This is a genomic window from Acidobacteriota bacterium, assembly GCA_030697165.1.
GTDB lineage: Bacteria > Acidobacteriota > Vicinamibacteria > Vicinamibacterales > UBA2999 > 12-FULL-67-14b.
The window spans coordinates 1-14,088 of record JAUYQQ010000004.1 but is presented as its reverse complement, the minus strand read 5'-3'; the positions used below and the strand labels follow the sequence as shown (position 1 = coordinate 14,088).

At 66.2% G+C, this 14,088-nt stretch carries 11 protein-coding genes; 5 read left to right on the top strand and 6 right to left on the bottom strand.

The annotated features are described in order from the left end of the window. Window positions 1-34: 34 nt before the first annotated feature. The 4 genes from Q8T13_04015 to Q8T13_04000 are packed head-to-tail and all read right to left on the bottom strand — an operon-like array spanning window position 35 to window position 4,336. Window positions 35-1,225 carry an ABC transporter permease gene (locus Q8T13_04015; GenBank protein MDP3716915.1) on the bottom strand — a complete coding sequence of 397 codons (1,191 nt, stop codon included), beginning with the start codon at window positions 1,223-1,225 and terminating at the stop codon, window positions 35-37. Next, entirely contained in the window at window positions 1,226-2,374 is a 1,149-nt protein-coding gene (locus Q8T13_04010) for an FtsX-like permease family protein (protein MDP3716914.1), read from the bottom strand. Further along, window positions 2,371-3,057 carry an ABC transporter ATP-binding protein gene (locus Q8T13_04005; protein ID MDP3716913.1) on the bottom strand — a complete coding sequence of 229 codons (687 nt, stop codon included), beginning with the start codon at window positions 3,055-3,057 and terminating at the stop codon, window positions 2,371-2,373. The genes Q8T13_04010 and Q8T13_04005 overlap by 4 nt, the downstream gene beginning before the upstream one ends. 58 nt (window positions 3,058-3,115) lie before the next feature. After that, on the bottom strand, window positions 3,116-4,336 hold the full coding sequence (locus Q8T13_04000; protein MDP3716912.1) for an efflux RND transporter periplasmic adaptor subunit: 1,221 nt from the start codon (window positions 4,334-4,336) through the stop codon (window positions 3,116-3,118). A gap of 217 nt (window positions 4,337-4,553) precedes the next feature. Between Q8T13_04000 and kaiC the strand changes: the two genes are divergently transcribed. From kaiC to Q8T13_03980, 4 genes are all read left to right on the top strand, one after another. Next, the gene (kaiC, locus tag Q8T13_03995) at window positions 4,554-6,272 is read left to right on the top strand and encodes a circadian clock protein KaiC (protein MDP3716911.1); all 1,719 of its coding nucleotides are present in this window, start codon (window positions 4,554-4,556) and stop codon (window positions 6,270-6,272) included. Next, entirely contained in the window at window positions 6,269-6,556 is a 288-nt protein-coding gene (locus tag Q8T13_03990) for a circadian clock KaiB family protein (GenBank protein ID MDP3716910.1), read from the top strand. The genes kaiC and Q8T13_03990 overlap by 4 nt, the downstream gene beginning before the upstream one ends. Beyond that, on the top strand, window positions 6,553-9,789 hold the full coding sequence (locus Q8T13_03985; GenBank protein ID MDP3716909.1) for a PAS domain S-box protein: 3,237 nt from the start codon (window positions 6,553-6,555) through the stop codon (window positions 9,787-9,789). Before Q8T13_03990 ends, Q8T13_03985 begins: the two co-directional genes overlap by 4 nt. A gap of 127 nt (window positions 9,790-9,916) precedes the next feature. Beyond that, complete coding sequence (locus Q8T13_03980; GenBank protein MDP3716908.1) at window positions 9,917-12,238, top strand: PAS domain S-box protein; 2,322 nt, start codon at window positions 9,917-9,919, stop codon at window positions 12,236-12,238. Here Q8T13_03980 and Q8T13_03975 read toward each other — a convergent pair. Both Q8T13_03975 and Q8T13_03970 read right to left on the bottom strand, forming a co-directional pair. Then, entirely contained in the window at window positions 12,195-12,398 is a 204-nt protein-coding gene (locus Q8T13_03975) for a hypothetical protein (GenBank protein MDP3716907.1), read from the bottom strand. The genes Q8T13_03980 and Q8T13_03975 overlap by 44 nt on opposite strands. A 5-nt stretch (window positions 12,399-12,403) precedes the next feature. Further along, on the bottom strand, window positions 12,404-13,297 hold the full coding sequence (locus Q8T13_03970; GenBank protein ID MDP3716906.1) for an SPFH domain-containing protein: 894 nt from the start codon (window positions 13,295-13,297) through the stop codon (window positions 12,404-12,406). Window positions 13,298-13,491: 194 nt separating this feature from the next. Between Q8T13_03970 and Q8T13_03965 the strand changes: the two genes are divergently transcribed. Further along, the coding region (locus Q8T13_03965; GenBank protein ID MDP3716905.1) for an extracellular solute-binding protein at window positions 13,492-14,088 on the top strand (597 nt) is incomplete at its 3' end.

Here is a 14,088-nt window from a genome sequence, read left to right as displayed (position 1 = left end):
ACCGGAGAGCGACGGCTTCAGCCGTCGCTGACGCTCACAACTCGCGCAGCGCCGTCGGAATCGGCAACCGTGCCGCCCGCACCGCCGGGAACAGCCCGCCGACCAGTCCCATCACCAGCGCGTAGATCAACCCCATCACCAGCAACTGCGGCGTGACCTGGAACGCGAACGCCACCTGGCTGAAGGTGGAGAAGTTCATGGTCGAGGTCTGGTAGCCGTTGAACGCCAGGTACGCCGTGATGCCGCCGATCACGCCGCCAATGGCGGCGAGCGCCAGCGATTCGGCCAGCACCGACACCACCACCGACGTGGTGTTGAAGCCAAGCGCGCGCAGCGTCGCGATCTCACGCGACCGCGTCGACACCGCCGTGTACATCGTCAGGATGGCGCCGAACACCGCGCCAATGCCCATCAGCGCAGCAATGGCGAAGCCGACGCCCTGGATCAGGCCGCTGAGCGCCCGTGACTGCTGCGCGTAGTAATCGGCCTCGCGTCGCACCTGCACGTTGACCTGCGGGTTGGCGGTCAGCCAGTCGCGAAACGTGTCGAAGCTGTCGCTCGAGTCCAGTTGCGCCAGCAGCGACTGGTAGCTGTTGCCGCGGCGGTAGGCGCCCTGCAGCACGCGGGCATCGCACCAGATCTCGGTTTCGCTGACGCCGCCGTCGGCCTCGAAAATGCCGACGACCTTCCAGGTGTCCTGGCCCGACTTGAACTCGTTGCCGACGGTGAGGCCGGCAAACTGCCCGCTCGCGCCACGGCCGACGACGATCTCGTTGGTGCCGAACTGGAACATCCGCCCCTCGACGATCGAGGCTTCGTTACGCACCGCCAGCGCCATCTCCTGCACCCCGCGCATGGGCACGTTGGCCGAGGTATTCGTGGAGATCTTGGGGATGTCGATGATTACGTAGAGCTCGGCCGAGGCGACCGCGGTCTGGCCGTCGCGGCGCAGGCCGGGCGCCTGCTTGATGACGTCGACCTCGGCGCCGCCGAGGCCGCTGGTCATCTCGCTGTCGGCGCCGCTGCGCATCACGAGGGCGCGCGACGGCGACCCGGAGCCTTGCATGGCCGCCGAGAAGCCGGCGGCAATGGAGAGCACCGACACCAGTACTATCACCACGCCGGCAATGCCGACAATGGCGACGCCCGACGAGCCCAGGCGCTGGGGAATGGTGCGGAGGTTGAGCGCGGTGACCGCAAGGGTCTGTCCGATCCAGTTGAACACTTAGGCTCTCCTCAGGGCATCGGTAATGTTCAGGTTCATCGCGTTCAGGGCCGGCAGCATCCCGGCAAGCAGGCCGAGGCCGAGAACCAACGCGCCGCCGAGCGCGACGTCGCGTGTCGGCAGCACGAAGATGGGCAGCATGCCGCCGGTGGGATCACCCTGCTGCACGAACGCCCACGCCGCGGCGAGGCCCAGGCCGCCGCCGATCACCGCGATCAGCACCGATTCACTCAACACCAGCGCGAGAATCGAGAGGTTGGAGAACCCCAGTGTCTTCAGCACGCCGACCTCGCTGGTGCGTTCGCGCACCGACTGCGCCATGGTGTTGGCGGCGACCAGGATCATCGTGAACAGCACCGCGATGGTGATGGCGATCATGATGGCGCCGATGTCGCCCATCTGCTTGGCGAAGCCCTCGACGAACCCCTTCTCGGTGGTGGTCTTGGTTTCGGCCGACGAGTTGGCGAACATCTCGTCGAACTTCGCGCTCATCTGCTGGGCCGCGCCGGCATCGTTGATCTTGACGATGTACCAGCCGACCGCGCCCGCGCCACCGGCGCGGTTCTCGTCGAGATAGTCGTAGCGGAAGAAGAACTGGGTCTTGTCGATGCCCGGCTCGCCGTCGTAGAGGCCGGCGATGTTGAACTCCCACACCTGGCCCTGCTTGGGCTGCCAGATGGTGCCGACAATCGGGATGCGGTCGCCGACCTTCCACCCGAAGCGGTTAGCCAGGTCAACGCCCACCATCACGCCCTGGCGGTCGGCCAGCCACGCCTGCATGTGTTCCGGCGATACCTGGTACTCCGGATACAGCTTCATGAACGGCTCCGGCTCCACCGCGATCTGCGCGAAGAAGTTCGACGGATCCTGGTAGACGCCGCCAAACCACGTGTTGTGCGTGGCCAGCGCGACGCCTTCGGTGCTGTTCAGGCGCGGCAAGTACGACACCGGCAGCGGCATGATCAGGCTGACCTTGTGGATCAGGATCAACCGGTCGAGGCCGGCAATGTCGATGCCGAACGAGAAGGCGCCGCGAATGGTCATCAGCAGCCCGAACAGCAGGAACGCGACGAACACCGAGAGCAGCGTGAAGATGGTGCGGATCTTCTTGCGCCACAGGCTGCTCCAGAGCAAGGGGAGGAACTTCATGCGTGCACTCCCTCCAGCAGCACGCCCTTCTCGAGGTGCAGCGTGCGCTTGGCGCGCTCGGCCGCGCGCGGATCGTGCGTCACCATGACGATGGTCTTGCCGTGGTCGCGGTTGAGGGCCTGCAGCAGGTCGAGAATTTCATCGCCGGCCTTGCGATCGAGGTCGCCGGTCGGCTCGTCGGCCAGCAGCAGCGTCGGGTCGGTCACAATCGCGCGGGCAATGCCGACGCGCTGCTCCTGGCCGCCCGACAACTGGCGCGGGTAGTGCTTGGCGCGATCGGCCAGGCCGACCACCTTCAGCGCAATCTCGACGCGCTTCTTGCGCTCGGCCTTCGACAGCTTGGTCAAGAGCAACGGCAGGTCAACGTTGCGCTCGGCGGTCAACACCGGCAGCAGGTTGTAGAGCTGGAAGACGAAGCCGATGTTGTTGGCCCGCCACTTCGAGAGCATTCCGCCCGAGAGCGCGGCGATGTTCGTGCCGCCGACTTCAATGGTGCCGGCCGACGGCTGGTCGAGCCCGCCCATCAGGTTGAGCAACGACGTCTTGCCCGACCCGGACGGTCCCATCAGCGCGAGGAAGTCGCCCCGGGGGATCTCGAGATTCACGCCCTGGAGCACGTCGATGCGCTCGCTGCCGCGGGTGAAGTACTTGTGGACGCCGTTGACTTTGACGAGTGCTTCCATGTCTGACTCCTATTGCCGGCCGGCACTAAAGTGCCGGCCTCTGGCACGCCTTCCGGCATCATTTGACGATGATCTTCACGCCCGCGGCGAGTTCGGGGGGCGGCGCGACGACCACGCGGTCGCCGCCCTTCAAGCCGGCCGTCACTTCGAGCCGGTCGCCGTCGGTGCCGCCGGTCTTGATCGCGCGGCGCTCGACGGTGTCTTCGGTGACGAGGAACACGTAGCTATTGGCGCCGTCGGACTTCACCGCGCCCTTGGGCACCAGCGTCACCGCCTGCTGCGCCACCGGCGCGGCGGCATCGGCCTCGCGCAGGAACGTGACCTTCACGCCCATGTCGGGCAGGATCCGCGGGTCGAGCTGGTTGAACCCGATGCGCACCAGCACCGTGGCCTTCTGCCGATCCGCCGTCGGCACCACCGCAATCACCTTGGCCGGAATCTGGAAGTCGGGATACGCGTCGAGCACCGCCGTGACCGGTTGGCCGGCACTGACGCGGTTGATGTAGCTTTCGTTCACGTCCACCTCGATCTCGAGCGAACGCATGTCCACGATGGTGCTGATGCCGGTGCGGGTGAAGCCGCCGCCGGCCGAGACCGGCGACACCATTTCTCCGGGCTGCGCGTCCTTGGAGAGCGCCACGCCGCTAAACGGCGCGCGAATCACCATGTCGTCGATGGCCGTCTGCTGCAGCGCCACCTGGCTCTGCGCCACGTTAATCTGCTCGCGCAACGAACTGATGCGCGCGACGAGCGAGTTGACCTCGGCCTCGGCCTGATCAATCGCCGACGGCGTGGTCAGGCCGTCCTTCATCAGCCGCTGTTGCCGCTGCAGGTTGAGGCGCGCTTCTGTCAGGCGGACCTCGCTTTCGGGGATGGCCTGCCGGGCGGCCTCCAACTGCGCGCGGGCCAGGACCATGCCCGCCTGCAGAGACGAGTCGTCCAGTCGCGCCAGCACCTGGCCTTCGCGCACGGCCATGCCCTCCTCGACGTTCACCTCGATCACTTTGCCGGTGACCTTGGACGAGACGGTGGCCCGGCGTCGCGCCGTGACGTAGCCAGAAGCGTTCAGCACCGAGGCCTGGGTGCCGGCGGCACGTTCGGTGACCGCCACGACCTCGACTTCGATCGGGCGCTCGCGATCCAGCCAGTACCAGGCGCCGCCACCGGCGCCGCCCAGTACCAGCAGCAGGATCACCCACTTCACCGAGCGGCCGCCGCTGGTGTTCAGCGGCTCGCGCTCAATGCGGAGGGCGGACAGGTCGTTGATTGAATCAGTCACAGGATCAGATTCCCCTGGAAACCAGCCATGGTATGCGAACAAAAGGCGAAGATCAATGTCTTCGTCACTTGACATTACCTATGACGTCGTCTGGCAGGCGACCAGTTCGACGTCGGCAGGCGAGCGGCGGTAAACACGGATCTACTGGCGGGATTGGCTCACCGAATGATTGCGTGCGGACTCTTGCAGCTTACGGATAGAACCATAATGATGCCACATGAGCTTAGGCGCCCGTTCGTTGGCGAAGTCTCTGACCGGCATTGGCGGGCTCGATTCGATGACCGGTGGCGGGTTACCAACCGGGCGCGTCACCCTGGTCGAAGGCGGGCCGGGCGCCGGCAAGACGTTGCTGGCCCTGCAGTCGCTGGTCAATGGCGCCCAGCAGTACGACGAGCCCGGCATCTTCGTGGCGTTCGAGGAGAGCGCGTCGCGGATCAAGGCCAACGCCGCCACCTTCGGGTGGAACCTCGATTCCCTGCAACGCAAGAAGTTGTTCTTTCTCGACGCCAAGCCCACGCCCGACCTGGTGCAGGCCGGCGCCTTCGATCTCGGCGGCATGCTGGCGGCGATCGACGCCAAGGCCCGGCAGATTCGCGCGAAGCGGATCGTGTTCGATGCCCTCGACGTCGTCCTGACGCTGCTCAACGATCCCGAGGCCGAGCGCCGCGAAATCTACCGCCTCCACGAATGGCTGTTGGACCGGGGCCTGACCGCCATCATCACGGCGAAGGCCGTCGTCGGCGGGGCGCCCGCGCCGGGCAGTCAGCTGCAGTTCATGGTCGACTGCGCAATCGCCCTGTCCCACCACGAGGTCGAGGGCGTGTCGCAGCGTGGACTGCGCATTCTCAAGTATCGCGGGTCGGAGTTTGCGGAGAACCGCTCGCCGTTGGTCATTACCTCGCACGGCGTGGAGGTGGCCGGCCTGCGCCGGCTGGCCGACGGCTACCTGCCCGTGGTCACCGAGCGGGTGTCGTCGGGGGTCGCGCGCCTCGACACCATGCTCGGGGGCGGCTATTACCGCGGCGCCAGCATCCTGATCACCGGCGCGCCGGGGACGGCGAAGACCACCCTGTGCGGTGCCTTCGTGGAGGCGGCGTGCCAGCGGGGCGAGCGCGCGTTGTTCGTCAGCTTCGACTCGGACACCGGTGAGATCGTTCGCAACCTGACGTCGGTCAACATCCGCCTGGAGCGCTATCGGCGGCGGGGGCTGCTGCGCCTGACGTCGGCCCGGGCCGGCGCCAGCAGTGCCGAGGTGCACTTCAGTCACATCAAGCAGATGGCGCTCGAGCAGCGCGCCCGCTGCCTCGTGATCGACCCGTTGTCGGCGGTGTCAAGACAGGGCAACCAGCTGACGGCGAACGGGGTGATCGAACGGTTGACCGACTGGGCCAAGCACGAGGGCATTACGCTGCTGTGCAGCAGCCTGCTGGACGGCCTGCTCCCCGATGCCGAGCGGAGTCCAATCCAGATTTCAACCATCGCCGACACCTGGATCCATCTGAATTACCTGGTTCACGGCGGCGAGCGCAATCGCGCGCTGACGATCGTCAAGTCGCGGGGCACGGCGCATTCCAACCAGGTGCGCGAACTGGTGCTGAGCGGCGCAGGTCTCACGCTGACCGACGTCTACACGGAGGGCGGCGCCGTCCTGATGGGCGCCCTACGTTGGGAAAAGGAGCAGGCTGCGATGGCCGACCGGCAACGGCAGGCGGCCGAATCGCGCCGTCGCCTGTCGGAGCTCGACAAGCGTACCGCGCGACTGTCGGCGCAGAAAGACGCGCTGGAGCAGGCGCTCGATGCGACGCGTGGCGAGCGTGCCTCCTTGGGCGAGGTGACGGCGGACCTCGAGACCGTCAGGCGCTCCGGCAAAGCCTCGTTGCGGAACCTGCGCCGGGCTGACGCGACTCCCGCTCGAAAAAAGAAGGCGCGATCGTGAAGGCGGCGCCGATCGTCCGGTTCCGTCTCTACGTGACCGGTGACGGCCCCAATTCGTCTCTGGCGGTGGCCAATTTGAAGGCTCTGTGCCAGGCCCATCTCGCCAAGCGTCACCAGATTGAGATCATCGACCTGCTTCTCCATCCGGACCGGGCACTCGAGGACCAGGTGATGCTGACGCCGACGCTGGTCAAGCTGTCGCCCCGGCCGGTCCGCCGGGTGATTGGTAATTTGAGCCAGGAGGCGACAGTGCTGCAGGCGTGCGGACTGACCGTGTCCCGATGACGCGCCGGCCTTCGGCCCCCGACGCCCGCATCGCGGAGCTGGTTCGAACCCTCAGGGCGGCCGAGCAGGAACTGCAGGCGCTTACAGGCGGACAGCTCGATGCCGTGGTGGGTGGTGGTGACGATGCGTACCTGCTGCAGGAGGCCCAGCAGCGACTGCGCGCCACCGAGGCGGCCCAGCGCCAACTGGCCGCGAGCCAAACCGCGATCCTGGATGCCCTGCCGGCGCACGTGGCGCTCGTCGATGCCAACGGCGTCATTCTCACGGTCAACGAATCGTGGCGCCGGTTCGCCGCCGCCAACCTGTTGCAATCGCCCGAGTTTGCCGTGGGCCAGAACTACCTGGCCATCTGCGAGCACGCCAGCGGCGATTGTGCTGAGGAATCCCGGGAGGCGGCCGCGGGCATCCGGCGTGTGTTGACGGGCCAGGCGCCGATGTTCACCCTCGAATATCCCTGCCATTCGCCGACGGAGCAGCGCTGGTTCCGGCTCATGATCTCGCCCCTGCGCGCGGGCGCAGGGGGCGGCGCCGTCATCATGCACGTCGATATCACGGCCCGGAAACTTGCCGAGTTGGCGCTCCGAGCGAGCGAGCAGCAGTTCGCCAAGGCCTTTCAGTTCGCACCGATTGGCGTGGCGCTGGTGTCGCTCGACGGCCGCTACTTTGCCGCCAACCGGGCGTTCTGCGGCATTGTGGGCTATGCCGCGGCCGAGTTGCTCGGGAAGAGCTTCGAGGAGATTACCCACCCCGAGGATTTGGCGGCCGACCAGGCCAACGAGCAGCGCTTGATGGACGGCGTCACCAACGCCTACCAGATAGAGAAGCGCTACATTCGGAAGGACGGCGAACACGTTTGGGTGCTGCTCAGTGTGTCGCTGGTTCGCAATGACGCCGGCGAGCCGGTGCACTTCATCTCACAGGTGTTGGACCAGACCGAGCACCGCCAGGCCTCGAAGGCTCTCCACATCCAGGCCCACATGCTGGACCAGATCGGCCAGGCGGTGATCACTACCGACATGCAGGGCACCATCACTTTCGCAAACCGCTATTCCGGTGAGCTGAACGGTTGGACGCCAAGCGAAATGCTGGGACGTTCGATCATGGACGTGGCCATTCCTAAGGCAAGCAAGTCGCCAGCTGAGGCCATCATGGAGCAGTTGCGCCACGGCCAAACATGGCATGGCGAGTTCATGGCCCGCCATCGAGACGGCCGGGAGTTCCCGGTCCTGAGCACCATTTCCCCCATTCTCGACGAGACCGGCCAGCCCGCCGGCATCATCGGCGTCTCCATTGACATCAGCGAGCGGAAGCAGGCCGAGGCGACGCTGGCGCGCCTGGCCGCCATCGTCGAATCATCAGACGACGCGATCATGGGCAAGGACCTGGACGGTGTGATCACCAGTTGGAATCGGGGCGCAGAGCGAGTCTTCGGTTTCACCGCAGCCGAGATGGTGGGCCGGTCGATTCAGCCCCTGATTCCCGAGGGCGCCGACAACGACGAGGACGCCCTGGTCGAGCCGATTCTGCGTGGCGAGAGCGTCGGCCGCATCGAGACCCGGCGCGTGACGAAGGAGGGTCGGTTGATCGACGTATCGATCACGATGTCGCCGATCAGGGACGAGGCCGGGACCGTGATCGGGCTGGCCAAGATTGCCCGCGACATCACCGAACGCAACGCCGAAGAAGCACGGCGACTGGCGACCGAGCGGCGGTTCAGGCGGCTGGTTGAATCCAACGCGCAGGGCGTGCTCTTTTTTACATTCTCGGGCGCCATTACCGACGCCAACGATGCGTTGTTGCAGTTGCTGGGTTACACGCGCGAAGAGTTGGCGGCCGGTACGCTCAAGTGGACGGAACTGACGCCGCCGCAGTACGGCCCACTGGACCAGCAGGCCCTGGGCGAGTTGGCGGCCCACGGTGTGGTGAAGCCGTACGAGAAGGAGTACATGCGAAGAGACGGCAGCCGTGTGCCGGTTCTGATCGGTGCGGCGAGGTTTGAGGACCAGCCCGACGAAGGCGTCGCGTTCGTCGTTGACCTGACCGAGCGCAAGAAGCTGGAGCAGCAGTTCATGCGCGCGCAGCGCATGGAAAGCCTCGGGACGCTGGCCGGTGGCATCGCCCACGACCTGAATAATGTGCTGGCGCCGATCCTGATGTCGGTGGAACTGCTCAAGGAGATCAACCCCAGCACCGAGAACACCGAAATTCTCAATACCCTGCAAATCAGCGCCGTCCGGGGCGCGGACCTGGTCAAGCAAGTGTTGTCATTTGCGCGTGGCGTGACCGGCGACCGAGTTTCGGTCGCATTCTCGCACCTGATGCGGGACCTGGTGAAGGTGATGCGCGACACCTTCCCGAAGTCGATCGACGTGCACCTGGAGAGCGCGCACGATTTATGGAGCGTGACCGGTGATCCCACTCAACTGCACCAGGTGTTCCTCAACCTGTGCGTCAACGCCCGCGATGCCATGCCGCACGGGGGCCGCCTGCAGCTCAGCATGGAGAACGTCGTTCTCGACGACATCTACACGGCCTTGAATCCCGACGCGCAAGCCGGTGCCTTCGTCGTGGTGACGGTTGCCGACTCGGGCACCGGTATCCCGTCCGCCTTGCGCGAGCAGATCTTCGAGCCGTTCTTCACGACCAAGGAGCTCGGCAAGGGGACCGGCCTCGGCCTGTCGACGACCATGGCGATCGTGAAGAGCCACGGCGGGTTCATCAACCTCTACAGCGAAATGGGCAAGGGCACGAAGTTCAAGGTCTACTTGCCGGCCAACACGACCGCGGCGCTGGCCGACAATGTCGCGATCGCGCAGAGTGGCCTGCCGCGTGGACACGGCGAACTGGTGCTGGTGGTGGACGATGAAGACGGTGTGCGCGAGATTGCGCGGCGCACGCTCGAGCGGTATGGGTACCGCGTGGCGCTGGCCGCCAATGGCGCGGAGGCCGTCGCCATCTATGCCCAGCACGGGGCCGACATCGCGGTGGTACTGACCGACATGGCCATGCCGATCATGGATGGCCCGGCGCTGATCGTGGCGCTCAGAGCGATGAACCCCGCGGTCACCATCATCGGCTCGAGCGGGTTGACGTCGAATCACGGCATCGCGCGGGCCCTTGGCGCCGGCGTCGCCCAGTTCGTGCCCAAGCCCTACACCGCCCGCGTCCTGCTGACCACCCTGCGTGCCGCCATCGCTGGCGAAGGGCCGGCGCAGTCTCCGCACCGGCACTGACGCACGCCGGGCACGGGACGGCGTGCGAATACCGGGCGAACAGCCATCAAGACCACCAATGGAGAAAGTCGGCGGTCGGGCGCCGATGGCCCTTGATATCTCGGGGCACTGGTCCCATCATGTCGCTGTGACACAGGCGCCCCCTCCGCCCGACGCCGGTGGTGGGGCGGATTTGCGGCAAAGGGCCCCGCGGCGGCAACTCCATGCGCACCTGCTGGATCAGATCGCACAAGCGGTGATCACGACCGACCTGGCCGGCACCATCATTTTCGCAAACCGCCACGCCGGTGAGTTGTATGGCTGGCCCCCCAGCGAGATGGTGGGGAAGTCGATCATGGACGTGACCGTCACGCAAGCGACGCAGGCGCAGGCCGAAGCCATCATGTCGCAGTTGCGGCGCGGTCAGCCGTGGCACGGCGAGTTCGTGGTCCGCAACCGCGCCGGCCGTGAGTTCCCGGTCGAGATCACCAATACCCACATTTTTGACGACCACGGCGAGCTGGCCGGCATTGTCGGCGTGTCCATCGAGATCAGCGAGCGCAAGCAGGCCGAAGCGGCGTTGGCGCGCCTCGCCGCGATCGTCGAGTCGTCAGACGACGCGATCCTGGGACGGGACCTGCACGGCACCATCACCAGCTGGAACCGGGGCGCGGAGCGGATTTACGGCTACACCGCGGCGGAAATGGTCGGCCGGTCCATCGACCCACTGGTTCCGGCTGCCGCCATCGACGAAGAGGTAGCTTCGTTCGACCGGATCCGACGCGGCGAGCTGGTCCATCACCTTGACACCAAGCGCCTGACCAAGGACGGGCGGTTGATCGACGTCTCCATCACGCTGTCGCCCATCAAGGACTCGCACGGAAACGTGATTGGCGTGTCCACGATCGCCCGGGACATTACCGAGGCCAAGCGGGCACAAGCGCAGCTGGTGGCCAGCGAGAGCCGATTCCGACGGCTGATCGAATCCAACGCCCAGGGCGTCTTGTTCTGGCACGCCTCCGGAGCCATCGTCGACGCCAACGACGCCCTGCTGGCCATGCTGGGGTTCACGCGCGCCGATCTCGATGCCGGTGGGCTGTCGTGGGTCGACATCACGCCACCCGAGTATGCCGAGCTCGACTTTCGGGCGGTCGCGGAAGTGGCCGCCAACGGGCTCTGCGCGCCCTATGAAAAAGAGTTCCTCGGCAAGGACGGCCGCAGAGTCCCTATCCTGATTGCCGGGGCGAGGGTCGATGACGCGCCCGATCAGGGGGTGGCATTCATCACCGACTTGACCGAGCGGAAGAAGCTTGAGAAGCAGTTTCTCCGAACCCAGCGCATGGAGAGCATTGGCACCCTCTCCGGAGGGATTGCCCACGACCTCAACAACGTGCTGGCGCCGATTCTGATGGGGCTCGAGCTGTTGAAGGAGAACAACCCCGGCAGCGAAGCCCAGGCGATGCTGGCGACGCTCGAAACGAGTGCCAAGCGGGGCGCTGACCTGGTGAAGCAGGTGCTGTCCTTCGCCCGCGGGGTCGAGGGCCAGCGCGTCACCGTGACGATGACCCACCTGATGCGGGACCTGCTCAACGTGGTGCGCGATACGTTTCCGAAATCCATCGACGTCCACCTGGAGAGTGCGACAGACCTGTGGAGCGTCTTGGGCGATCCGACCCAGTTGCACCAGGTGGTCATGAACCTGTGCGTGAACGCCCGTGACGCCATGCCCCACGGCGGCCGCCTGCAGCTGGCGATGGAAAATGTCGTCCTCGATGACACCTACACCGCCCTGAACCCGGACGCGCATCCCGGGCCCTATGTCATGGTCAAGGTGGCCGACACCGGGACCGGCATTCCGCCCGAGATCCGCGACAGGGTGTTCGAGCCGTTCTACACCACCAAGGAGATCGGCAAGGGGACCGGCCTCGGCCTGTCGACCACCATGGCGATTGTGAAAAGCCACGGCGGGTTCATCAGCCTCGACAGTGAAATGGGCAAGGGAACGAGGTTCACGGTCTACCTCCCGGCCAACACGACCGCGGAGCTGGCCGAAGATGTCGCGGTCGTGCAGAGTGGCCTGCCGCGCGGACACGGCGAGCTGGTCCTGGTGGTGGACGATGAAGACGGCGTGCGCGAGATCGCGCGGCGCACGCTCGAGCGGTATGGCTACCGGGTGGTGTTGGCCGCCAATGGCGCGGAGGCCGTCGCCGTCTATGCCCGCCAGCACACGGACGTCGCGGTGGTATTGACCGACATGGCCATGCCGATCATGGACGGCCCGGCGCTGATCGTGGCGCTCAGGGCGATCAACCCCGCGGTCAAGATCATCGGCTCGAGCGGGTTGACGTCGCATCTCGGCATCAGCCGGGCACTCGGCGCCGGCGTCGCCGAGTTCGTGCCCAAGCCCTACACGGCCCGCGTGCTGCTCACGACCCTTCGGAAGGCGATCGACGGCGCGCCTCCGGAGTAGGCCCCCGGTCCTCCTTCGTGCGGCCCGCCTGCTGGACCGCCTTGCGCAGCACGAACTCGATCTGCCCGTTGAGGCTGCGCAGATCGTCGTTCGCCCAGCGCTGAAGCGCCTCGAGCAGGGCGGGGTCGACGCGGAGCAGGAACGGTTTACGCTCGGCCACGGGACCTACTGATAAATCGTCCCGGTGTTGATGACCGGCTGGGTATTCCGGTCGCCGCACAGCACCACCAGCAGGTTGCTGACCATCGCGGCCTTGCGCTCGTCGTCGAGTTCGACGATCTTGCGTTCCGACAGACCGATCAGCGCCGCCTCGACCATGCTCACCGCGCCCTGCACGATCTTCCGGCGCGCGCTGATGATGGCTTCGGCCTGCTGCCGGCGCAGCATGACCTGTGCAATCTCGGGTGCATAAGCCAGGTGGCTGATCTTGGCTTCTTCCACGGCCACACCGGCATTGATGAACCGGGCCTGCAGTTCGGCCTTCAGCGCGGCCGCGGCGGCGTCCCCCGAGCGCAGCGTGGTTTCGCCAGATGCCATGTCTTCGCCTTCGTCGTAGGCAAACTGCGTGGCCACGTGGCGGATGGCGGCTTCAGCCTGCACCTTGACGTAGTTTTCGTAGTCGTCGACATCGAACACCGCCTGCGCCGTGTCCTGCACCCGCCACACGACCACGGCGCTGATCTCGACCGGGTTGCCGCGTTTGTCGTTGACCTTCAGCGTGCTGGCATTCAGGTTGCGCGCACGCAGCGAGATGCGGCGCTTCACGTACAGCGGGTTGGCCCAGCGCAGCCCGGCGCTGCGGTCGGTGCCGGCATAACGCCCGAACAGCGTGAGGATGGCCGCTTCGTTGGGCTGCAGCATGTACAGGCCCATCAGCACGAACAAGCCCACGGGAACAATCAGCGCCCGCAGGCCCATGCCCAGCGGCCCGCCGGCCACCGGCGCGGCAAAAAAGCTGGCTACCGGCAGCAGGATCAGCAAGGCCCCCACGGCTGCCATCGCGTAGCCGCTGGAGGTCTGGCGCGGGATCTCTTTGGTGACGGTGTCGTCGGGCTGCATGCGGGCTCCGCGAGGGAAATCAAAGTGATATCACTTTAGGGCAAACGGGTCTCTCCTGTCCAGGGGTTTTCGCGGGCCTGTGTCGACGCAGGACGGGCCCGCCACGCCGCCAGGCTATGCAGCCGGCGACATATCGCCGTCTGCCGGGCCACCACCAACAATCGTCCACCCACCACTTGTTCACTGTCTGGACCATGCGAGCTTTGCCGAGCCAAGCCAACCGTGCCCTGCTGCGCCGCCTGTTCGCCGCCCTGGCCCTGTGCACGCCGGCTGCCCCGCTGCTGGTGCCCACGCTGGCGGCCGCGCAGAGCCCCTTCATCGTGATGGCCAGCACCACATCCACCGAACAGTCGGGTCTGTTCAAGGCACTGCTGCCGGCCTTCAAACAAGCCACCGGCATCGACGTGCGGGTGGTCGCCGTGGGCACGGGTCAGGCGCTGGACACCGGCCGCCGTGGTGATGCCGACGTCGTCTTCGTGCACGACCTGGCCGCCGAGCAGAAGTTCGTCAGCGAAGGTTTTGCCACCGCCCGCCGCAACGTCATGACCAACGACTTTGTGCTGGTGGGCCCGAAGGCCGACCCGGCCGGTGCGAGGGGCAACAACATCGCCGCCGCGCTGAAAAAACTGGCCGGTGGCAACCAGCCGGTCATCAGCCGCGGCGACAAAAGCGGCACCCACGCCGCCGAACTGCGCTTGTGGACGGCGGCTGGCGTGGACCTGGCTTCGGCCAAACCCACGGGCTACAAGGCATGTGGCTGCGGCATGGGCCAGGCGCTGAACCTGGGCTCT

What these genes read in the sequence shown, in the direction of transcription:
- Q8T13_04010 (MDP3716914.1), bottom strand. Translation starts at nt 2,374, where the DNA reads ATGAAGTTCCTCCCCTTGCTCTGGAGCAGCCTGTGGCGCAAGAAGATC.
- Q8T13_04005 (MDP3716913.1), bottom strand. Translation starts at nt 3,057, where the DNA reads ATGGAAGCACTCGTCAAAGTCAACGGCGTCCACAAGTACTTCACCCGC.
- kaiC (MDP3716911.1), top strand. Translation starts at nt 4,554, where the DNA reads ATGAGCTTAGGCGCCCGTTCGTTGGCGAAGTCTCTGACCGGCATTGGC.
- Q8T13_03985 (MDP3716909.1), top strand. Translation starts at nt 6,553, where the DNA reads ATGACGCGCCGGCCTTCGGCCCCCGACGCCCGCATCGCGGAGCTGGTT.
- Q8T13_03970 (MDP3716906.1), bottom strand. Translation starts at nt 13,297, where the DNA reads ATGCAGCCCGACGACACCGTCACCAAAGAGATCCCGCGCCAGACCTCC.